The sequence below is a fragment of the Kitasatospora sp. NPDC059088 genome, assembly GCF_042738155.1.
In the GTDB taxonomy this organism is placed as follows: domain Bacteria; phylum Actinomycetota; class Actinomycetes; order Streptomycetales; family Streptomycetaceae; genus Kitasatospora.
Window position 1 is genome coordinate 48,614 of the sequence record NZ_JBHYGR010000037.1, and the last position, 19,652, is coordinate 68,265.

Below are 19,652 nucleotides of genomic sequence, written 5' to 3' on the forward strand. Positions count from 1 at the left end.
CCCCCCACAAGCCCACACCACTCGGCGCACCCCTCAAAGCATCAGCGAATGCCGTCAACACCCTCGCCTTCACTGCTGACGGACACACCCTGGCCGTCGGCAGCGAGGACGGCACTGTCCGGCTCTGGGAGACCATCGACCCCCACAAGCCCACACCACTCGGCGCACCCCTCAAGGGATCGGCGGACGCCGTCAACACCCTCGCCTTCAGTTCCGACAACCGGACGCTCGCGGTGGGCGGCAGCGACGGGACCGTCGCGCTATGGCGCACTGACGACGAGCAGGCGCCGACTCGTCTTGGTCAACCACTGACCGGCCCAGCCCGGGCGGTCAGCTCCGTGGCATTTGATCCGGGCACGCAGATCCTGGCGGTCGCAAGCCTGGACGCCACGGTCCGCCTGCTGGACCTGTCGGGGGACGCTGCGATCCAACGGCTCTGCGCCACCAGCACGGGTGCCCTAACCCGCGACCGCTGGAACCAGTACATGCCCCAGTTTCCGTACCATCAGCCCTGCACGATGTGACTGATAATCAGCCCTGCGGCATCGGCCCCGGCCCACGGGAGCCGAGTTCGAAGTCCTGAGACGGATTTGGAGAGTCGGGGGCATCTATGTGGATGGACCCGTAACTGCCGTGGCCGAGGCGGCTGACGATCACCGTGGCCGGGTAGGGGTAGACGTTGCCGGTGGCGCAGTTCGGGACGCAGCTCTTCTGCCACAACTGCCCGCTCGCGGTGGCCGTCGGCCCGCCCCACCCTGACCAGGTCATCCCTTCGAGCTCCGCTCCCGCGTCACCGCAGAACACGAGGAACGAGTCAGGTGCGGCCACCGGTTGCCCGTCGCACCCATAGATCACGACCGACAGGACGGCGGGTGACGTGTCCGGCGCGGCTGTCGGCGTATCCGACCGCGTCGACTCCGTTCCGGATGGCCCCGGCACCGCGCGTGGCTCGGCCGCTCCGCACCCCAACATCAGAACCGCTGAGGCGCCCACCAGCGCGCCCATGCGCCACCACCTACGATCCCGATATATCATCAGTCCCCCAAACGATCTGCGATGCCTCGCCGACACCCATGCTAGTGACAACTCACTTGCTGGAAAGGTGAGTTCGTTCCACTACCTGCCCAACGTCGCCGATCAGGTGCGGAGCCGGATGACGAGGACGGCTGCGGTGACGGCGCCGAGGTAGGCGTAACCGCGCTTGCCGTAGCGGGTGCGACGCCGAGCGGATGCGCCTCAAGGTGACTTAGGCGAAGTCCTGGCCCGCGATGCGGTCTGCCTGCTGGACGTCCCCACCACAAGACCGGCACCGCGTTCACCAAGCCCGTCGACCCGCTCCTGGGCAAGGCCATCGAGGCATGGCAGGCCGTCAGACCCGTTCAACCGCAGATGCTCGACCACAAGACCGGCCAGTTGGCCGACTTCCTGTTCGCCCACCGCGCCCGCCTGGTCGCCAAGCACTACATCAACACGGCGATCATCCCGATGCTCTGCCGCAAGGCCGGCGTCCCCACGGCCGACGTTCGCGGCAACATCACCAGCCACCGGGCCCGATCCACGATCGCCAGCCAGCTCAACAACGCCAAGGAGCCCATGACGCTCTTCGAACTGCAGGAATGGCTTGGTCACCGGACTCCGGAGGCGACCGCCCACTACGCGAAGATCACCCCGAACACCCTGGCCAGGGCCTACAACGACGCTGGATCCTTCGCCAGGAACGTCCGCACCATCGAAGTCCTCGTCGACCGCGACGCCGTCGCCTCCGGCGCAGCCGCCGCAGGTGAGCCCTGGCAGTACTACGACCTGGGCCACGGCTGGTGCACCTACACCTTCTTCGAACAGTGCCAGCACCGGATGGCTTGCGCCCACTGCGACTTCTACACCCCGAAAGCCTCCAGCAAGGGCCAACTCTTGGAGGCCAAGGACAACCTACAGAAGATGCTCGCGGCCATCCCGCTCACCGATGACGAGCGCGCCGCCGTCGACGACGGCCAGGCCGCCCTGAACCAACTCCTGGAACGCCTCGCCGACGTCCCGACACCGGCTGGGCTGACCACCAGCCAGATCGGCACTCCCGTCACCGCGACCCTGCTGCCAATAGTCGACGTCACCAACCGCCCCCAGCGGTGCGGGCCGGAAGGCCGATGCTGAGGCCACAGCTACGGCTGGCGCCCAGAACCCGACTACACCGGCATGCCATGACGGGGTAGCGTGAGGCCCCTACGACAGTCACCCACTCTGGAAAAAGAAGTGCAGGATGCATATCCTGGACGACCTCACCGGTCTCTCCACCCGTGCGAAGAGTCTGCTTGAACGAACCGGTTGGCGCGAGCATCCGCAGGAACCCCGGGTGTCCACGGAGTTCCTGCGGATCCGCGACCGAACCGGGCAGTCGATTCCAACACCAATGATGCTCGTGATCCGCCGCGAAGGCTTCGCCGATAGGTATGGCGGCCTCCGCTACCGAGTGCGTCGCAGTTACACCGTCCAAGGCGAGCGCAACGAGGTGGTCCGCGACTGGCACTTCGACCTGGGTCAATACATGACGGCAGATCGCGCCGGCCAGGGCTGGTACTTCACATGGTTCGGAGAACGCGTCTCCTCTCCGGTGGGCTACCTCGTGCACACGGATGGACGGGTCGGTGTCGAGGCTGGGAGCCTCGTCTTCCTCGAAATCGCTCCTTCCATCCCGGCCCGGCCCTAATCGAGTCTCACGCCCTGATCGACATGGTCTCGACCTGGGATCGCAGCTCAACCGATGTCGACAGTTTTGCGCTCGCCCGCCAGCTCGACGGCCTTACCGACATCCCCGAAGCCTCAGGCCCACCGTTCGCTGGAGGGTCTCCGACAACGTTGCGGTCAACGAAGTCCAGAGCTGGACCAGCCAGGTGCCTCGCCACTGGCGCGCGTTCATCTGGAGCCGCGGTGAAACCGGCCGCCTCCAGGTTGAAGAGGCCGCCGTGCGCGCAACCGAGCAGCCACACGTGTCTCCAAGCCCAGCTTGATAGGCGCTGCTTGACAGACTTGATTCCACAGAAACGGCGGGAAGTCGGCCCGCACGGCCCCGCCATACAGGGTCTCCTGGACCGCTCTTCGGCGTAGACGCTCTTCGAGCTACCAGGAGACCCTGAGCTCATGTGCGACGGCCACCGCACTCACCGATCGAGACTCCCGTTCGACCGGCACCCCTCAGGATCGGAACAGCCACTCAGACTTCCGACGTAGACCCCTCGCGCCGATGACCGGGCAGGTTGACCGGGTCGGCGCCGACGAGCCCCGCGCGGTGTCCAGAGCAGTGCCGTGGGCGATCGCTGGAGGGCGAGCGGCTCGACGGGCGGCGAGGTGGCGGCCGCCGAAGTTCCGTGAATCACTGGCACCCGAGGCGGACCCGGCGGGACACTGTGCGCGGACGACACTCAGAACGGGCGGGGTTCGGGATGCAATGGTGGGCGTTCGCACTGCTCGGTGCGGGTGGTGGTGCCCTTGTCGAAGTCCTCTCCGTCTTCAACAGCATCGCGCTGTGGCAGGGTGCGCGGAGGACCCCGGCCGGCAGGGTACGAGCCAGACCGCCCGCGCTGCGTATGTACCTCGATGTTCCCGCTCACGCATGGATGTTCTTGTTCCGGACGCTGTTGGGGGCCGTTGCGGCGTTCGCCTTCGGGGCCGGGGGATCGATCAGCGGGATGGCGCCCGCAGTCGCGCTTGGCTTCTCGGCCCCGTCGTTCCTCGCACAGTTGGGAAGCATCCCGAGGCTTGCCCAGGCGCTCACCGACACCACCGGCGACGCCTCGTACCTGACGTCCGGGTCGAAGACCGGGAACCCCGACACAGGACATCAGCCGCCGATCAGCCCGGTGGTGCCGCAGGCGGTAGGCGAACAGGAGGAGGCCGGTGGACGATAGGCCGTTGATCCGCCGTGTCCTTTCCGGCCTGTTCGACACACCCAGGACACCGACTGCGCCGCCGGGAGCGGCCCCGGTCGGCTACACGCTGACTCGACGCGTCGTCGCCGGGCTTCTCGGCGTGCCCCTTCCCGGGGCGAGCCGGCCGGAGGAACCGTTCCCGATGCCGCTGCCCGTCCCCGCGGCCCGGTCCCAGGTGCTCGTGAGTGCCGGAGCCCCGACACTGGTCGACGAGGAGCCGGCCGAGGACGACGGCCGGGGCGCCCCAGCTGACTCGGGGACACCTGACACCTCGCTGCCCAAGCCACGCTGGTACCTGTCGGCAGCGTTGTTCGTCGATGCCACCTGCCTGGGCCTGCCGATGTGGGCGATGCTCGCGAGCCACCAGCCGGGATCGGTGGCTTCCCCGGCGGTCGCAGGCGCTGCCTGGATGCTGCTGAGGGCCTGCCGTCGGCGGTACGGCGTGGACTCCCTCGGCGAACCGGGACAGGCAGCCGCCGTGCTGCGCGACTGGATGGTGCTGGTCGGCGTACTCGCCGTCGTCCGGGCCCTGACCGGTGAGCACTCCGATCCGGTCGTCGCGCTGGCATCGCTCGCTCCGGGCATGGTCTGCACCGCCATCACCGCAGCGGGAACCCAGCGGCACCTGCGGACCGCGCGAACGAGCCGCAGGGGATCACAACGCGCCCTCGTCGTGGGTGAGCCGGCCCTCGTCGACCACCTGACCGACCGCTTGTCGGGGGACCCCGCGTGCAGGTACACCGTGGTCGGAGTCGTTCCGATCGGTGAGGCACCGGTGGTCGGCGAGTCCCTGGTGGTCACCCGCCTTCCTTCGGAGCAGCCCTCCGTCCGCAGCGACGGGCGAAGGGTTCTCGTCGCGGCATCGGCCGAACGGGCCGATCTCATCCTCCTCGCGCCGGGCGCGCATCTGATCGGGGACCGGCTTCACCACCTGGTGCGCGGCCTGCAGGATGCCGCCGTGCCGGTGGCGGTACTCGCAGGTCCGGCGGACCTCGCGCTGCGGCGGTTGGATCTGCGGCGTGAAGCGGGGGTCAACCTCGTGCACGTGAAGGCACCGATGAGAGGGGTGCAGGCGATCCTCAAGGCGGTCCTCGACCGGTTCCTGGCCGCAGCCGCACTGCTGTTGCTCTCTCCTCTGTTGCTGGTGCTCGCGGCACTGGTCAAGGGCACCAGCTCAGGGCCGGTGTTGTACCGGCAACAGCGGGTGGGCCGGGCCGGCGAACCGTTCACCATGTTCAAGTTCCGTAGCATGGTGACCAACGCCGAAGCGTTCAGGGCCGAACTCGCCGAACTCAACCTCGATACCGATGGCATGCTCTTCAAGGTCCGACAGGACCCGCGGATCACCCGGTTCGGCAGCTTCCTGCGCCGTTACTCCTTGGACGACCTGCCACAGCTGTTCAACGTGCTGCGTGGCGACATGTCCCTCGTCGGTCCCCGGCCTCCACTCCCGGAGGAGATCGCGTACCTCGACCGGTTGGAGGAGGGAGCGGTGCACCGGTTGTCGGTCAGGCCGGGGATGACCGGTCTCCGGCAGTACGAGGACGGCTCCGAGCGATCCTGGGAGGCCGCGGTGAAACTCGACATGCAGTACATCGACGGGTGGTCGATCGGTTTGGACTTCACCATCCTGGTCCGCACGCTGAACATGGTCATGCGCGGCCAGGGTTACTGACCTGGTGTCCGACTGCCGCGGCTGGTGATGCGGCAGGGTGGTGGTCATTTTCGATCAGGGGGCGGGGTGTTGCCGCACCGGGCAGAGTCTGCGGGGATTCCTGGTTCGGCATCGTGCAGAGGACTGTTCGCCGACCGACCGGTGCATCCGCGCGGCCATCAAGGTGAGCGACCACCGCTGGGAGCTGCTATCAGGCCTTCGACACCCCGGGCCTGAGAGGCCCAGGCCGCCTGTCAGCGCTCGGCCGATGAGGGCCGTCGCCTCCGTCGTCGCGAACTCGGTCCCGGCTCTGGCGTACCGTCGACCCCAGGTGTCAGGGGTCGAGCCTGGGCCCGTCGTCGGAGCCTGGCCAGCCCGCCGCCCGGAGCCGTCCCTGGAGGCGTTCCAGCGACCACGTCGTCCACGGGTGGTCGGCGCCGAGGACCCGCGCCCGAGTGTCGGCCACCAGCCGGGCCTGTGCCACTGCGTCCTCGTGCAGGCCGCTCAGTTCGCCCAGGGCCCTGCTTAGCAGGGAGCGGGCGGCGAGGGTCTTGGGGTGGTCCGGGCCGTGGGTGGTCTCGATGGCGGCGAGCGTGTCGCGGACGAGGGACAGGGCCTGGGACCGGTGGCCGCTGACGATCAGCGCGTAGCCGTAGTTGAGTTCGGCGGCCAGGGTGATCGGGTGGCGGGGGCCGAACCGCGCGCACTGTTGACGCTCATACGCGCGTCGGCGCCTTTGCGGGGAGTTCCCAGGGGTCGTGCGCCGAGCCGAGAGACTGACCGAGGGCGTCGGACCCGCCGCACTCATCAGACCCGGTGGCCGGTGGCGGGCTCACACGGCTGCTGCGCAGCCGCTTGTTGCGCAGGTTCGTCCGGCTCCAGAGAGGGACCGTGAGGTTGCCGGGCAGGGCCCTCCTTCCACGGGCGCCGGGAGTACGGACGGCGGTCTCGAGCGATGGCGCTACGGGGCCAGCGGTCTCACCCGCCGAAGAGGTACAGCTCGTCCTCCCGCTCAGAACGGGAGGACGAGCCGTTGACGTACCGGCGAGCCCGAGTGTGTCAGCGGGCGATCCACCGTTCGACGAGAGCGGCGATGACCAAGGCCGGCGTGCCCGCGAGCGAGAGGGCGGCGGCGCGGACGACCTGTCGTGGCAGCGACTCGCTCGGGGAATCCCTCCGGTTGAACTGATCGGACCGGTTGTCGTCGGACACGGCGGGCGGTCGGGAGGCGGCGGTGCGGGTCTTGCGGATCGAGTGGTCGCCCATGGCGGTGCTCCCCTTCGGCTACGGGTGTGGGTCGGGATGCCGGGCCCGGCACTGGTCCGAAGCTCCCATTCGGATACGCGAGCTGTCCCAAGTCGCGGGCGGGGAAGGCACGTCAGGCCTTACGCTGCTGGTCGGCGGCGGTGCGACGCCGGCCTCCGTCGTACCCGCTGCGGGTAGCGCGGGCAGTTCATCGGTAGTACGGACGGCAAGGGTGCGGTGATGGAGGCGACGGGGAACGGGCTGGGGCCGAGGCGGCGGGCGCTGTACCTGCAGTTGACCGAGTTGCGTGAGCGAGCGGTCGCGGCCCGCGGGGCCGAGCGGAAGCCGCACGGGCAGAAGAGGCTCCAGGAGGAGGTCCGCCGCACCGGGCTTCCCGGGACGGAGGGCTTCAACGGACAGATCGTCAGCTACTGGCTGCCGCCGATACAGCGCGCCGAACTCTGCCGGGTGCCGCAGGACACAGAGGTTCTGCTCGGCGTGGTCGCCGTCTGGTCGGCCTGGGCCGGGGAGAACTCCCTCGGACCGAACGGCCGCGTGGACGAACGGTGGCTGCGGCGGGCCCGCCCGAGGTGGGACCGATTGCTCGAGCACTGCCGCGCGGAACGGGCGGCCGCCCGGGACACGCGCGACGGCGAGACCGCGGCCCGGCGACAGGAACGCTCCGCGGAGGCCGTAGCAGCGGCGGAGACGTACGGCGGGCGGCTACGCGAGAGGTACCGGCGACTGAACCTGGACGTGCTGGGCCCGTCCGGAAGCGCCGGCGAGCAGGCCGTGATCGAGCTGCGCCAGGTTTTCGTACCTCAGCACTCCCGCCCCTACAGCGCCCAGGTACCCGGCGAGTGGCGTCGGCTGTTGGCCGCGGAGGCGGTGGAGGACGACAGGCTTCCACCCGGGGTGGCGGCCGAAGAGGCCGAGCGACGCCGGGAGGCCTACCACGCCCAGGTCGTCCGACCGGTGCTCGAGGTACTGGCCGGCCACGAGGGACGACGGCTGGTCGTCCTCGGCGACCCGGGCGCGGGCAAGTCCACCCTCACTCAGTACCTGGCGCTCGCCCTGGTGGGCGGCCTGCACGGCCTGCCGCCCGAACTCGCCCCTCTGGACGGCCTGGTGCCGATCGTGGTGGAACTGCGCCAATACGCGCAGCCACAATGGCGGGAGCGCGGCTTCGAGGACTTCCTGGACCACACCCACGACCTCAACAAGATGGGCCTGACGGGCCAGGTCCTGAAGGACCTGCTCACCCGCAACCGTGTGGTGATGCTGTTCGACGGCCTGGACGAGGTCTTCGATCCGGGGGCACGGGCGGACATCGCGCAGCGGATCACCGCGTTCGCCGCCGCCCACCCGGGGGTGCGTACGATCGTCACCTCGCGTGAGTACGGCTACCGTCCCGGCGACTTCGCGCCTCACGGGTTCGCCCAGGTGATGCTCCAGGACCTGGACCGTCGGCAGATCGCGGAGTTCGTGCCCCGCTGGTACGGCTCCGCGCACCCCGCCGAGCCGGAACTGGCCGGCCGGCTCGCGCGACGCCTCCTCGGAGCCGTGCGCCAGATCCGGGCGGTGGCCGAGCTCGCGGGGAACCCGCTGCTCCTGACGGTGCTGGCCTCGATGGGCCTGGGTCGGACCATTCCGCGGGAGCGACGCGAGGTCTACGCCCATGCCGTCCAGGTGCTGATCGAACGCTGGGACAAGGAGGCCAAGTTCCTCGCGGCTCCCTTCCCCGCCGCCGCGGAGGCGGTCACCGCACTGGAATGGCTCAACGTCAACCAGCGGGTACTCCTGCTGGAGCGCATCGCACGCCGCATGCAGGAAGGCGCCGGGCAGTCCGCCGGCACCTTCATCCGGCACAAGGAACTCGTCTCCCTCATCGTGTCGTTCGTCCTCGACGGCACGGCCGGCGGAATCAGTCGCCCCGCAGCCGAGATCGCCGCCGATCGCCTGGTCGACCAGCTGCGCACCCGTAACTTCCTCCTCGCCCACTACGGCGACGGCGTCTACGGCTTCGTCCACCGGACCTTCCTCGAGTACCTCTCCGCCTGCGATCTCCTGCGTCGGCGTACAGAGGAGGAGTTCAGCCGGGACGAGATCGTGGACCTGCTGGCCGGGCACGCCGACGATCCCACGTGGCACGAGGTCATCCTCCTGACGGCAGGCGGCCTCACCAAGCGCGATGCCGCAGCGCTGCTCTCCCGTCTGATCTACCTGCACCACACGACTGAGACGGGCGAGGTAGCCCCGATGCTGATGCTGGCCGTTCGCGTGCTCGCCGAGATCGACGACTTCCGCTCCAACAGCACCGATCCCCGATTGTCCGTCGCGGCCCAGAGCGACGCCGTCGTCGATGCCCTCATAGCCCTCACCCGTCGCAATCCGTTCGTGGAGGTCGAGGAGGCACTGCCGGCGTTGGCGAACGTCGATCGGTTCTGGACCGGCAGGCAGCGCTACCTGCGCTACTACTACTCCCGCATGGCGTTCGACGGTGGCGACGAATCAGGTGAGATCGTCGCAGCGCTGAGTCGCGACCGTACCGAGGCCCTCTGGATGGTACGCATCCCGTGGGACGCAGGCGTGCGTGTCGCCGCCTTGGAGGTGTTGGGCCAGCGGTGGCCCGACGATGACGACGCTCGGAAGGTCGTCCTCGACATAGCCGCCGGTACCATCGTCGATCCGTACGTGCGTCAGGCCGCGCTGCGGGTCCTGGGGGAGTGGTCGCTCGAATACGATGACGCCGAGCGAATTGTCCTCGATGCCCTCACCGACGACGACTCGAACATTCGGGCGACCGCGGTACGGATCCTGGGGGAGCGGTGGTCCGACGACGACGGAACCCGGCGGATCCTCCGCGGCGCTCTCACCGACGAGGACTCGAACGTCAGGGCGGCTGCGCTGTGGGTTCTGGGGGAGCGGTGGTCCGGCCACGACGACGCCCGGCGGATCGTCTTCGAGGCGGCCACCGGCACCGACCCGGATGTGCGTCGGACCGCGCTGCGGGTCCTGGGGGAGCGGTGGTCCGACCACGACGACGCCCGGCGGATCGTCCTCGAGGCGACGGCCGGTGACAAGCCGCGCGTGCGGTGGGTCGCCTTGCAGATCTCCGGATTGCGGTGGTCCGACCGTGACGACGCCTGGCGGGCGGTCCTCGACGCAGCATCCGACAAGGACGTGGACGTGCGGCAGATCGCGCTGCGCGTCCTGGGATTGCGGTGGTCCGACCGTGATGACGCTCGGCGGGCGGTCCTCGGCGCGGCATCCGACACCAACAGGCACGGCGTCCGACGGACCGCCTTGCAGGTCCTAGGATCCCGGTGGCCCGACCACGAGGACACTCGACAGGCCGTCCTCGACGCAGCCTCCGACGACGAACCGCAGGTGCGACGGGCCGCGCTGCGGGTCCTGGGGGAGCGGTGGTCCGACCATGACGGCGTCCGGCGGGTCGTCCTTGGCGCGGCTGCGGCCACCGACGCCCGCCCGGATGTGCGTTGGACCGCGCTGCGGGTTCTGGGCGAGCGGTGGTTCGACCACGACGGCACCTGGCAGGTCGTCGTCGACGCTCTTGCCGACGACGACGCCAGCGTTCGAACGACTGCGTTGGACCTTCTCGGGGAGCGGTGGTCCGACCACGACACCACTCGGCAGGTCGTCGTTGACGCTCTCACCCACGACGACCCGGACATGCGAACGACCGCGTTGGTCCTTCTCGGGGACCGGTGGTCCGACCACGACACCACCCGGCAGGTCGTCCTCGACGCTCTCACCGACACAGCGGTCGAGGTACGCGCCACCGCTCTGCAGATCCTGGCGTCACGGTTCGGCGACGTGGCCTTCCCCGTTATCCGCCAGCACGCCGAAGTCTCCCAGCCTACCGGGATCAGGGTCGGTGTCGCGAAAGCCCTCGCCTTGCTCTGGCCTCGGGAGCCGGAGACGGTCCCGACACTGACGGCTCTGAGCACCCACTCGGAGGAGGAAGTCCGGACGGCTGCCCGACAAGCCCTGAATCTGATGACCTACTGGTCCGAGCATCTGGTGTGAGAAGCGCCGACGGCGTGCAGGCGCAACGCCGTCGGAGGCGATTCGGTGCACTCCGTTTCCCGCGAACCGGGCGACGGCGCCATACCGGTGGCCGTCCGTGCCGATCGCGCCGATGATGATCGGCTCCCCCCACTGCGACCGGGGAGGAGCCGTCGTCATCCCCGGGCTAGAAACGGCCGCGGATCTGCATGCCAGTCTCGGTCTCCGGGTTGTTCAGCGCGTCGTAGATCTTGTGGCCGGAGTCGCGGGCCCCGCCGGCCCAGCTGACCGCGCCCTTGTCGGTGACCTTGGCCGCGATGCCGCCCCGGTACTTCGCCTCACGGTCCCACTGGACGTCCGCCCGGAGGGCGTCGAGCCTGATGCCCTCGGGCAGCGGGTCGGCGGACCAGGACATGGTGCGGTTCATGGTCGCGCCGAGTCCTGCCACGACCGCGGGTATGGGGGTGGCGGTCTTGGCGTGGAAGAACTCGGCGTCCTCCACCATGAAGGTGCCGACCTTACCCAGATGATGGATCGACTGCTGCAGCGGGAGAAACCCAGCGGCAAGGCACCAGCCGGCCGTCGTTTCAGGCCAGACCGGCATCCACGGAACGTACCGACCCCCACAGAATGCTGCGCTACCTCTCGGACAGCCCGCTGCGGGCGAGGGTGACGGCGGCGACCAACAAGGTCGAGGCGTTCAACGGCTTCTCGGACTGGGTGCGCTTCGGCCAGAACGGCACGGTGGCGGCCAACGACCCGGTCGAGCAGGAGAAGGAAGGAAGTTCACGTCCCTGCTGGCCAACCTGGTGATCTTCCACAACACCCTGGACATCGCCGACGTGGTCCGCGAGCTGCAGGCCGAGGGGCGCCCGGTCGACCCGCTCGACCTCGCGCAGGTCTCCCCGTACCTGACCGAGCACATCAAGCGGTTCGGCGAGTACTCCACCCACGAACTCGGCATCACCCCCGACGTCTACGACGCCCGCCTGGACGTCGACTTCAGCGTGCTCGGCGGCGACGACAAGGCAGCAGCGGCATGACGGACAAGCCGACGCGGTCCGAAAACCGTTAGCGTTCCCAGGGGCATTGAGCCGAGACTGATGGGTCGATCACATCGGACAGGAAGAGTGGCCAGCCCTGACGTACAACCGTGACACCCTGCCCTTCCCCGACAACCGCGTGCCCCCCATCACCTACGAGGGCATTCGGGACTGGGAAGAGGTCGACCCTGCCCGCCACTCGTTCACCTGGGACGAGGACGAGGAGGAGCACCTCCGCTCACTGGTCCGCGAGTGGGTGCCACCCGTGCTCTCCGGTATGGCCGGCTGGTGGCAGGGAGAACGCTGGTGCGAGAGCCAGGTGGACGCGATCATCCGGGAGCGATACGGCACCTGGGCCTGGGGATGGAACTGGTACCACTACAGCGGCGGGCCCATCGGCAACTGGACTGGCGGGCCGAGCTCGGTGACGACCCCCGACGAGACCGCGGCACGTGCTGTGGCCGCGCTGCTGGAGTGGCGGGCGTGGCTGGAGCGGACGGCCCAGCGCTTCGCCGAACTGGCGCCGCCGCCGGACGCCTCGCCCGAGGACCGCAGCTGGCACCTGGAACGGGCCTGTATCCGGCTCGTGACCCACACCATGGACTCGGGCGCGGACAACGCCTGGCGCGGCCAGACCTCGATCGTCCTGGGCTGGTTCCTCACCAGCACGGGCATGGACCGGGCCGAAGCCGCGCGAGCGGTGGAGCGCGCGATCGGCGGCCGGTTCAAGAGCTGGGTCCACCCGGAGCGGAGTCTGATCGAGTCGGTCGGCGAGGACCTCGCCGTCGGCCTCACCGGCCACGCCCCGTATCGGGACCACCGCGAGTGGGAAGCGCTGGAGAAGCTCCATGACCGCTACTGACAGCCTCTCGGTCTGGCTGCGCGTGCGCCGCGAGGTCGACTGGCGGCATTCACCGGCTCTGCAACGGGTCCCGGCCGGCCGCGACGGGTTCCGGTCCTGGTGCGAGGCACCGGTACGTCGGCGCGACCCGATTCGCGCTGAGCGTCTGCTCGCCGCGCACACCCTGGCCCGGGAGGACGCCGCACGCCAGACCCCGCTGAACTTCGCCCTGCTGGCCCGTTGGCAACGCGAAGTCCTCGCTGCAACAGGGGCACCGTTCCGCGTGAGCGACGCCTATGCGAAGGCCGGCCGCGAGCGCTACGATCTGACCCCTCACACGCAGGCCGACTTCGATTCCTGCCTGGACGAGACGACCGACCCGGACATCCCGCTGGCGGCCCGTGCGGCCCGCGCCTACCTCGACGTGGCGTTCTTCCACCCCTTCACCGATGGCAATGCCCGCGCCGCACTGTTGACCTTGGTCCATGTCCTGGCGCGGGAGGACATCGTCCTTCCTGAGGTCGGCCCCCTCCAGACCACCCGCTACGCGGATGACCCGGCCGGTGCCGCCGACCTTGCCACTCTCATCGGGGTACTCAACCGCCGCCGACGCTGAAGCGTTCGGGCGAGGGCGCCGGCAACTTCCGCCGGGCTTCAAAAACCTTCGTTTGTTGACGATTGCCGGACCAAGATCGAAAAGTTGCCCAGGGTCTTCAAAAACCCCTTCAACAACCCGAGGTGTTCCACGTCTTCGCCGCCCTGGCCGAGTTCATCCGCGAGCTGATCGTCTCCGGCACACGCGAGGGCCCGGCCGCCGCCCGCGCCCGTGGCAACGTCGGCGGGCGGCCCGTCGTCGCCACCTCCGAGATCATCCAGGCCGCCCGCACCCTGCTGCCCAACCCCCAGCAGCCGACCACCTCGATCGCCAAACTCCTCGGGGTCAGCCCCGGCACCCTCTACAACCACATCCCCGACCTGCAGGAACTGCGCGAGGCTGGCCGCACCGCGATCCCCGCCCAGAGCGAAGGCGGCCCACGGTGATACCCGGCCAGCACCGCATGAAGGGCGGCGCCCCGCAGCTCGGCACGGAGGAGCCCGGACCGCTCGGCACCTGGGCCGAGGAAGACGACCAGGACCAGGTCGGGGCACGGTTGAACTGGGAGCTGACGCCCCTGGAAGGCGTCGGGCCGCTGTGTTTCGGTATGCGTATCAATGAGGTCGCCGCAGTGCTGCTGGGCATGACCGAGCTGCGTCGGTTCCAGGCTGACCCATCGTTTCGGGAGATCCTGGGTGTGGAGTTCGGTACGGGGCGCGCGGAGCCTGCCGTGTTCGCCTACTTCGTCGACGGCCGGTTGTCCTGCGTGGCACTCGACGCCGTCCACGGGGCCTCAGGTGAGGCTCTGGGAAGGGAGTTGACCGCCTGCATCCCAGCCGACCTGGAACGGTTCCTCTTGCACGCTCACTGGTGCGGGGTGCTCGATGTTTCCTACGGTCTGCGGGGGAACCCTGGAGTCAATGGGCTCGGCCTGGTGCTGCGGGTGCAGGATGGCGTCGGCGGCGTGGCGACCCGGCCGGTCATGGTGGGCCGCGCCTGGGCTGACCGGTGCACCGACGACTGGGAGGGCGCGATCCCGGAGTGTGAATGGGTGGGACGCCAGTGGGCTCATCCTGGTGAAACGAGACTCTGGCCCGCCGAACCCGAAGGCGACGACAGCTCTGCTGCATCCTGAACGGAGCCGCACCAATCAAGGGTGGTGGCTCACCCATCTCAAGATCATCCCATGGCGGCTTTTGGGCTCACCTTGGCTTGACCCCTTCGAGGAGTTCACCGGCCTCACCGCTGAGGGCCATGGCGAGGTCCTTGGGGGTGTGGAACTGTTCCCAGTCCCGTTCGGCCGCGAACTCGGCCAGTTCCTGCTGCAGCGACGACTCCAGGCCTCCCTGTGCGGCGCCGCTCCGGGAAGGCCGTCGAGCGCCCGGACCTGCGGCCGGTTGCCGCCCAGGTCGACGTCCGACCACCAACCGCTGCCCCGAAACCGGTCGCGGCGTCTGCCATATCCGTTGAACGACCCAGGGGCGTGGCCTGGCCACTGACGGAGCCGCCTCGCTCGCACGGCTCCTGATCGCTGATGGCTGGGGAGAGCGCGACGGCTGCTTCTGTGAGCCGACCTGTCCGTCGTTCCTTGCGCCGGGCGACCGGATCCTGTCCGACGGCGGTCGGGGGCAGTCATGGCCAACAGTCGTTGCGGCGCCATGCACGGAGCCGGGACCGGCCCCAGGGCGTCGTCCTCCGTACCGGCCACCGCCGGTGAAGGGGCCTCGGCTCGACGAAGGCCGGAGCGGACCTCGGAAAATCACTGACCAAGCGTCATGGGTCGGTGACAAACTGCCTGCCGTGACCATGGACCCCTATCGCACCCCGCACGCCAACGTCCCCGGCGCGAGTGCTCGCCGCATGGCCGCGCAACTCCGAGCGGGCACATGGGAGTTCGATACGCCGGCACCGGCGGCTGTCTCCCGGAGGCCCGCCGAGCTGCCGTCCACGTCGCGGCCCCGCAGTGTCGGGCAGGCACTCGCGTGGGCCGTGGGCGTCGGCCTGGTCGGCGTCCTCCTCCTCGACGGCCTGGCCGCCTTGGTGCTGGCCTGCACCGTGTTCATCCTCGTCAAAGTGTCTCGGCGTCCCGAAGGACCGTCCGCCACCCCGCCGACGGCCGCCACGGCGAGAGCCGAGCTGACGCAGACGGCGCCGACCCCGGAACAGCTCGAGGCCGCCGCCCGCTGGGAGCGCGGAGCCAGCGGTGAGGAGGAGACCGCGAGGATCCTCGCTCCGCTTCTCCGGGAGGGCTGGACCATCCTGCACGACCGGGGCCTCGCCAACTCTCGCGCGAACCTCGATCACATCGTGGTCGGTCCGGCCGGGCAGATCGTGGTCATCGACTCGAAGAAGTGGACGCCCTACCCCGGTGTCGAGCTGAAGGTGTCGTACAGCGAGGACGCGCTCCTGTACCGCTACGACCGGACGAAGGAGGTTCAGGCGCTCCTCAAGGAGGTGCAGCACATGGCCGAGGACATACAGGTCCGACCGACGCCGATGATGGTGGTCCACGACGTCGAGTACTGGGGGCCGAAGCTACGGTGTCACGGAGTGCTGGTGGTCCGCTCGGACCGGCTGCTCGACGAAGTCCGGCACGCCCGGCCGGTCTACCGGCGGTCGGATCTAGCCCGGTTCATGGACCTGACCTTCCCGCCATACGGGGACAGGGCGGAGCGGGCCGGCGGGCTTCAGGACGCCATCGCCCGCCGACGGGCCGGCCAGCGGCAGTCAGGCCGGGGCGGGAACCGTCGGCAGCGCCGGTAAGGCCGAGCACCCGCGGGCACACTCCCGGGTGTGCCGGACGGGCCGGTCCGGTACACCCGGGAACGCCGCCCCCAGGGACGGCCCCGCCCCACGGCGAGCTCAGGCGACGCTGCCGCCACTCACCACGCCCACCTTGGCGATCTCCTCACGGTGCCAGCCGAAGTAGTCCGCGCTGTCCTCCCCGAACGCCGCGCATGTCCGGCCCTCGAGCGCACCCACTGCGGCGGCCAGGTCCGTCGGTGCACTCGCCGGCGGGGACGACCGGACCGCCCCGTCCTCGCCGACGTACACGTAGCCGTCCTCGAAGAGGGCGTCGCAGCCCAGTACGCAAGCGGCCATCAGGTTCGCCAAGTCCCGCCGCTCGGTGGACAGGCACCTCGACCGGCGCTTGATGTGGGCCGCCCGCACCAGCCCCGCCGGCAGTTCCCGCCCGCACAACGCGCACCCGATCACCGGGGCACCGTTGAACTTGGCCTTGCGCAACTTGGCCTGCTCACGCCGGGCGAGTGCCACGGTAGGACGGTCGAAGTCGGACAGCACGTCGATGAAGCGCCCCTCCAACTCGGTGACATCCGGGGTGCCCCCGCTCCCGTCGGACGGAACCCCCTCACCAGCGGCCTCCTGCCACGCGGTCGCGTCCACCAGGCGCTCGAACACGTCCGGCCCGTCCACCACCACCGGAGCGCCCTGCTTGTTCGCCGACATCCGCAGCGCCTCCGCCACCGCCGCCCCGAGCTGCGCACCGGTGACCTTGGTGTCGACGATGTCGAGAATGTCGAGGTCGATCCGGTGCGGGTACAGGTCGTCCGGCCAGATCTTCGTCGTCTCCGTCCGATAGCCGCCGGCGACCCTGGCGATGGTCAGCTCCCGGAAGGTGGCGTCCGCCCAGCCACCGGACGGGACACGTGCGTTGGGCCCGTGGTGGCCGAGGAGCACGACACCCCCGGGGCGCAGGGACTCGAGGACCTGCTGTGTGCCGCCCTTGGCGACGGCATCGTCCTTCCACCCCCATAGGGCCTTCTCCTGGCCGATCCTGAGGTTCCTCTTCGAGGGCGCGGGCACGTAGACAGCGGCAACGGACATGGACGGATCCCCCCACGGCTCGACTTCCCCGCCCGGACGGGAGGAAGTTCGGTGGTCACTTGTCGGAACGACCGCTTGTCCCGTGTCGATCCGGGAGGTCACGACCGTCGGGACCATGTCTAACAGGCGGCACTGACAACGGCCGGATCACCGTCGGCCGGAAGCACGCCGGGGACACGCCCCTCCGGATCTCCCCGGCCACCCGGGCAAGCCGGAACGTGCCAGGGCAGCCGCCCGAAACCGGCAGAGTGGGAGCCGCAGGAGGCCCGTGCCGGACCTACCCGAGGTGCGCTCCCACCGGCATCGGAGCTGAGTCGTCGTGGCACCCGCCCTGCTCCTGCCACCGGCCGAGCGGCACCTACGAAAGCGAGACCGCCCGTGACTGTGCTGTGGATCAACGACCCCTTCGGCGGCGGCAGGACCACCCGGGCCGCAGCCCTGATGCACCGGGTGCCCGACTCGGTCCTGCTCGACCCGGAGACGGTCGGCTTCATCCTGCGTCGCGACTGGTATGACCGTGAAGTGTCGGGCCAACGTCGGGTCAACGTCGTGGTGGCCCGGCGTCACCGCCACGAGGATTGGTCTCCGCCGGCCCGGACCGCGGGCCGGCTGTCGCAGCTCCCCGGCGTCCAGCGGTCCGGGGCTGATCCCAGGGGGGAACATGCGCAAGATCACCGGACGTCTCACCAAGACCGTCGTCGCCGGCGCCATCGCCGTCAGCGGCATGGCCGTCGGCACCGGCAGCGCCCACGCCGACAGCGCATACGCGTGCCGCTCGGCGAACGACCACGGGCGGTACGTGGCCGTCTACGGCAGCTCCGTCTACCTGGACTCCTGCTACAACGTCCAGGACGACCGTCGCACCATCGAGGCGCAGATCCCGTATTCGAACTACACCGGCCAGGGCCTGACGTACTGCGCTCACGCCCTCAACGTGAACAACATCTACGGCCCCTGGGCCCACGATTTCGGCTGCACGTCGTCCTCGGCCACGGGGGACTCGGTGTGGGCCGGGCGGGACCCGGGCTACGGGTCGTCCTGGTCGGAGTGGACCGCGCCGGCGGGCACCTACGTGATCTCGACGGGGGTGTGGATCGACGGCCACTACTACGGTGACGTGCAGAGCCCGAGGACCACGATCGGGTAACCCCCACTTGGAAGGAACGCTTCCCTGCGCCCCGCCTGTCTTCAGCAGCTCCTGCTCTCCGCCACCGCTTCCCCGTCCGGGGCCGTTCGGAACGGCTGAGGAGGATGGCTGACCCCCGGCGGGTGCAGGGAGAAGTCCTCCTGATGTTCACGGCCCTCGCCGGGTATACCGGATCAAGCGATCGCCCGGCCGGCGGACACGTGCCGAGGCCGCCCCGCCCGGAAGTGTCGCGCCGACGTCGGGTCGACGTCGTGGCCGACGCGTCGTGCCATGAGGACGGGTGCCCAGCGGACCCGCCTGACCGGAAGGTCACGTCCTGCAGTCCGAACCGGGGCCGAGCCGCGTCCCCCGTCGTGGTGTCCGCACTCGCCCTTCTCAGGGGTGGGGTCGTACCGGGAAGCGGGTCCACGGCAACCGGAACCGACCTCGATCCCCGCGTGCGGAGCGGACGCCACGGGCCGGCATAGGCCGGGCACCGATCCGCTCCCCTGTCCGACTGCGCGACCGACCCAAGCCCGGCGAACAGACCCTGCTTCTGGATCAGGGACGCGCGGAACGGTCTGAACATCACCGGCTCTGACCATGTCACCCCCGCCTTCGGCCCGGACGACACGACCACGCCTCCGACACGATCCAGGCCCGGGCGAGGCCCGGAAGCGCGGGCCTTCAGCACCGACCCGATCCACCCGCTGAGGGGCGCCGTGCCCGCCTACCCCTGACCGCCCACCCCAACCAGCAAGGGAGAGCAGCATGCGCATCAGGAAGACCCTCGCCACCCTGGCCATCGCCACCGCGGTGACGGTCGGCGTGGGCATCGCGACCGCCGGCACCGCGTCCGCCTCCGACAGCGGCTCCGACAGTGCGACCAGCTCCACGGGTGCCTGGTACCAGGTCTACGCGAACGGCCCGACCGTCGGGTGGTTCGTCACGCCGGGCAACACCGACGAACGGTTCTGGCTGACGGCCGCGGACACCTGCGGGCACACGTACAGCTGGAACTGGAACGACGTGACCGAGTCCCAGTGGAACAACGCGCACTGGCAGTTCCAGTGCAACCTCTCGTGGGCGCATCTGTACCCGACGAACAACGGCAGCCAGTCCGGCCGCACCGTCTCGCGCTGATCCACGGCGCGCACACCGTCCCGACGCCCGGTGCCCTGACGGGCGGCTGAAGGCCCGGTCCAGGGCCGGGTGACCTCCACTCGGGTACGGCGGGGGCCCCCCCCCCCCCCCCCCCCCCCGCCGGGGGGCCCGGGCCCCCCCCCCCCCCCGCCCCCCCCACCACCCCCCCCCACGCCCCCCCCCCGCGCCGCAGGGGGGGCCCGCGCA

The 19,652-nt window shown here is 69.7% G+C and carries 20 protein-coding genes; 15 read left to right on the forward strand and 5 right to left on the reverse strand.

Translation table 11 applies throughout. The features are described from left to right. A partial coding sequence (locus ACFWXO_RS18700) for a WD40 repeat domain-containing protein (protein ID WP_380524945.1) occupies nucleotides 1-524 on the forward strand: 524 nt, incomplete at its 5' end. 7 nt (nucleotides 525-531) lie between these two features. Here the strand turns inward: ACFWXO_RS18700 and ACFWXO_RS18705 are convergent. After that, a complete protein-coding gene (locus ACFWXO_RS18705) occupies nucleotides 532-768 on the reverse strand; it encodes a hypothetical protein (protein ID WP_380524946.1) in 237 nt (78 codons plus the stop codon). Between the two features lie 582 nt (nucleotides 769-1,350). On the opposite strand from ACFWXO_RS18705, the gene ACFWXO_RS18710 reads away from it, so the two are divergent. The 4 genes from ACFWXO_RS18710 (at nucleotide 1,351) to ACFWXO_RS18725 (ending at nucleotide 5,598) form a co-directional block, all read left to right on the forward strand. Continuing rightward, nucleotides 1,351-2,151: a tyrosine-type recombinase/integrase gene (locus ACFWXO_RS18710; RefSeq protein WP_380524971.1), complete on the forward strand. Its 801-nt coding sequence runs from the start codon at nucleotides 1,351-1,353 to the stop codon at nucleotides 2,149-2,151. A 106-nt stretch (nucleotides 2,152-2,257) separates the two neighbouring features. After that, a complete protein-coding gene (locus ACFWXO_RS18715) occupies nucleotides 2,258-2,704 on the forward strand; it encodes a hypothetical protein (RefSeq protein ID WP_380524947.1) in 447 nt (148 codons plus the stop codon). 733 nt (nucleotides 2,705-3,437) lie between these two features. Further along, complete coding sequence (locus tag ACFWXO_RS18720; protein WP_380524948.1) at nucleotides 3,438-3,902, forward strand: hypothetical protein; 465 nt, start codon at nucleotides 3,438-3,440, stop codon at nucleotides 3,900-3,902. Beyond that, complete coding sequence (locus tag ACFWXO_RS18725) at nucleotides 3,892-5,598, forward strand: exopolysaccharide biosynthesis polyprenyl glycosylphosphotransferase (protein ID WP_380524949.1); 1,707 nt, start codon at nucleotides 3,892-3,894, stop codon at nucleotides 5,596-5,598. Before ACFWXO_RS18720 ends, ACFWXO_RS18725 begins: the two co-directional genes overlap by 11 nt. 313 nt (nucleotides 5,599-5,911) lie before the next feature. Here the strand turns inward: ACFWXO_RS18725 and ACFWXO_RS18730 are convergent, their stop codons facing one another. Both ACFWXO_RS18730 and ACFWXO_RS18735 read right to left on the reverse strand, forming a co-directional pair. After that, complete coding sequence (locus tag ACFWXO_RS18730; RefSeq protein ID WP_380524950.1) at nucleotides 5,912-6,385, reverse strand: tetratricopeptide repeat protein; 474 nt, start codon at nucleotides 6,383-6,385, stop codon at nucleotides 5,912-5,914. A gap of 251 nt (nucleotides 6,386-6,636) precedes the next feature. Continuing rightward, complete coding sequence (locus ACFWXO_RS18735) at nucleotides 6,637-6,843, reverse strand: hypothetical protein (protein WP_380524951.1); 207 nt, start codon at nucleotides 6,841-6,843, stop codon at nucleotides 6,637-6,639. Nucleotides 6,844-7,062: 219 nt separating this feature from the next. Here ACFWXO_RS18735 and ACFWXO_RS18740 point away from each other — a divergent pair, with 219 nt between their 5' ends. Next, entirely contained in the window at nucleotides 7,063-10,872 is a 3,810-nt protein-coding gene (locus tag ACFWXO_RS18740) for a HEAT repeat domain-containing protein (protein WP_380524952.1), read from the forward strand. 166 nt (nucleotides 10,873-11,038) lie between these two features. Here ACFWXO_RS18740 and ACFWXO_RS18745 read toward each other — a convergent pair whose 3' ends face one another. Further along, nucleotides 11,039-11,356 carry a hypothetical protein gene (locus ACFWXO_RS18745; RefSeq protein WP_380524953.1) on the reverse strand — a complete coding sequence of 106 codons (318 nt, stop codon included), beginning with the start codon at nucleotides 11,354-11,356 and terminating at the stop codon, nucleotides 11,039-11,041. Nucleotides 11,357-11,481: 125 nt separating this feature from the next. Here ACFWXO_RS18745 and ACFWXO_RS18750 point away from each other — a divergent pair, with 125 nt between their 5' ends. The 7 genes from ACFWXO_RS18750 (at nucleotide 11,482) to ACFWXO_RS18780 (ending at nucleotide 16,093) form a co-directional block, all read left to right on the forward strand. After that, nucleotides 11,482-11,664 (forward strand): Tn3 family transposase, encoded by a 183-nt coding sequence (locus ACFWXO_RS18750; protein ID WP_380524954.1) that lies wholly within the window; start codon nucleotides 11,482-11,484, stop codon nucleotides 11,662-11,664. Beyond that, nucleotides 11,661-11,894, forward strand: coding sequence for a Tn3 family transposase (locus ACFWXO_RS18755; RefSeq protein ID WP_380524955.1), 234 nt, complete (start codon nucleotides 11,661-11,663; stop codon nucleotides 11,892-11,894). The genes ACFWXO_RS18750 and ACFWXO_RS18755 overlap by 4 nt, the downstream gene beginning before the upstream one ends. A 139-nt stretch (nucleotides 11,895-12,033) precedes the next feature. Beyond that, nucleotides 12,034-12,756: a hypothetical protein gene (locus tag ACFWXO_RS18760; RefSeq protein WP_380524956.1), complete on the forward strand. Its 723-nt coding sequence runs from the start codon at nucleotides 12,034-12,036 to the stop codon at nucleotides 12,754-12,756. Further along, nucleotides 12,743-13,351 carry a Fic family protein gene (locus tag ACFWXO_RS18765; RefSeq protein ID WP_380524957.1) on the forward strand — a complete coding sequence of 203 codons (609 nt, stop codon included), beginning with the start codon at nucleotides 12,743-12,745 and terminating at the stop codon, nucleotides 13,349-13,351. Before ACFWXO_RS18760 ends, ACFWXO_RS18765 begins: the two co-directional genes overlap by 14 nt. Nucleotides 13,352-13,473: 122 nt before the next feature. Continuing rightward, nucleotides 13,474-13,776: a hypothetical protein gene (locus ACFWXO_RS18770; RefSeq protein WP_380524958.1), complete on the forward strand. Its 303-nt coding sequence runs from the start codon at nucleotides 13,474-13,476 to the stop codon at nucleotides 13,774-13,776. Then, nucleotides 13,773-14,465 (forward strand): hypothetical protein, encoded by a 693-nt coding sequence (locus ACFWXO_RS18775; RefSeq protein ID WP_380524959.1) that lies wholly within the window; start codon nucleotides 13,773-13,775, stop codon nucleotides 14,463-14,465. Before ACFWXO_RS18770 ends, ACFWXO_RS18775 begins: the two co-directional genes overlap by 4 nt. A gap of 671 nt (nucleotides 14,466-15,136) precedes the next feature. Beyond that, on the forward strand, nucleotides 15,137-16,093 hold the full coding sequence (locus tag ACFWXO_RS18780) for a nuclease-related domain-containing protein (protein ID WP_380524972.1): 957 nt from the start codon (nucleotides 15,137-15,139) through the stop codon (nucleotides 16,091-16,093). A 99-nt stretch (nucleotides 16,094-16,192) separates the two neighbouring features. Here ACFWXO_RS18780 and ACFWXO_RS18785 read toward each other — a convergent pair whose 3' ends face one another. After that, on the reverse strand, nucleotides 16,193-17,176 hold the full coding sequence (locus ACFWXO_RS18785; protein ID WP_380524960.1) for a hypothetical protein: 984 nt from the start codon (nucleotides 17,174-17,176) through the stop codon (nucleotides 16,193-16,195). Nucleotides 17,177-17,837: 661 nt separating this feature from the next. Here ACFWXO_RS18785 and ACFWXO_RS18790 point away from each other — a divergent pair. Both ACFWXO_RS18790 and ACFWXO_RS18795 read left to right on the forward strand, forming a co-directional pair. After that, nucleotides 17,838-18,323 (forward strand): hypothetical protein, encoded by a 486-nt coding sequence (locus tag ACFWXO_RS18790; protein ID WP_380524961.1) that lies wholly within the window; start codon nucleotides 17,838-17,840, stop codon nucleotides 18,321-18,323. 750 nt (nucleotides 18,324-19,073) lie between these two features. Further along, the gene (locus ACFWXO_RS18795) at nucleotides 19,074-19,445 is read left to right on the forward strand and encodes a hypothetical protein (protein ID WP_380524962.1); all 372 of its coding nucleotides are present in this window, start codon (nucleotides 19,074-19,076) and stop codon (nucleotides 19,443-19,445) included. The last annotated feature ends 207 nt before the right edge of the window (nucleotides 19,446-19,652 follow it).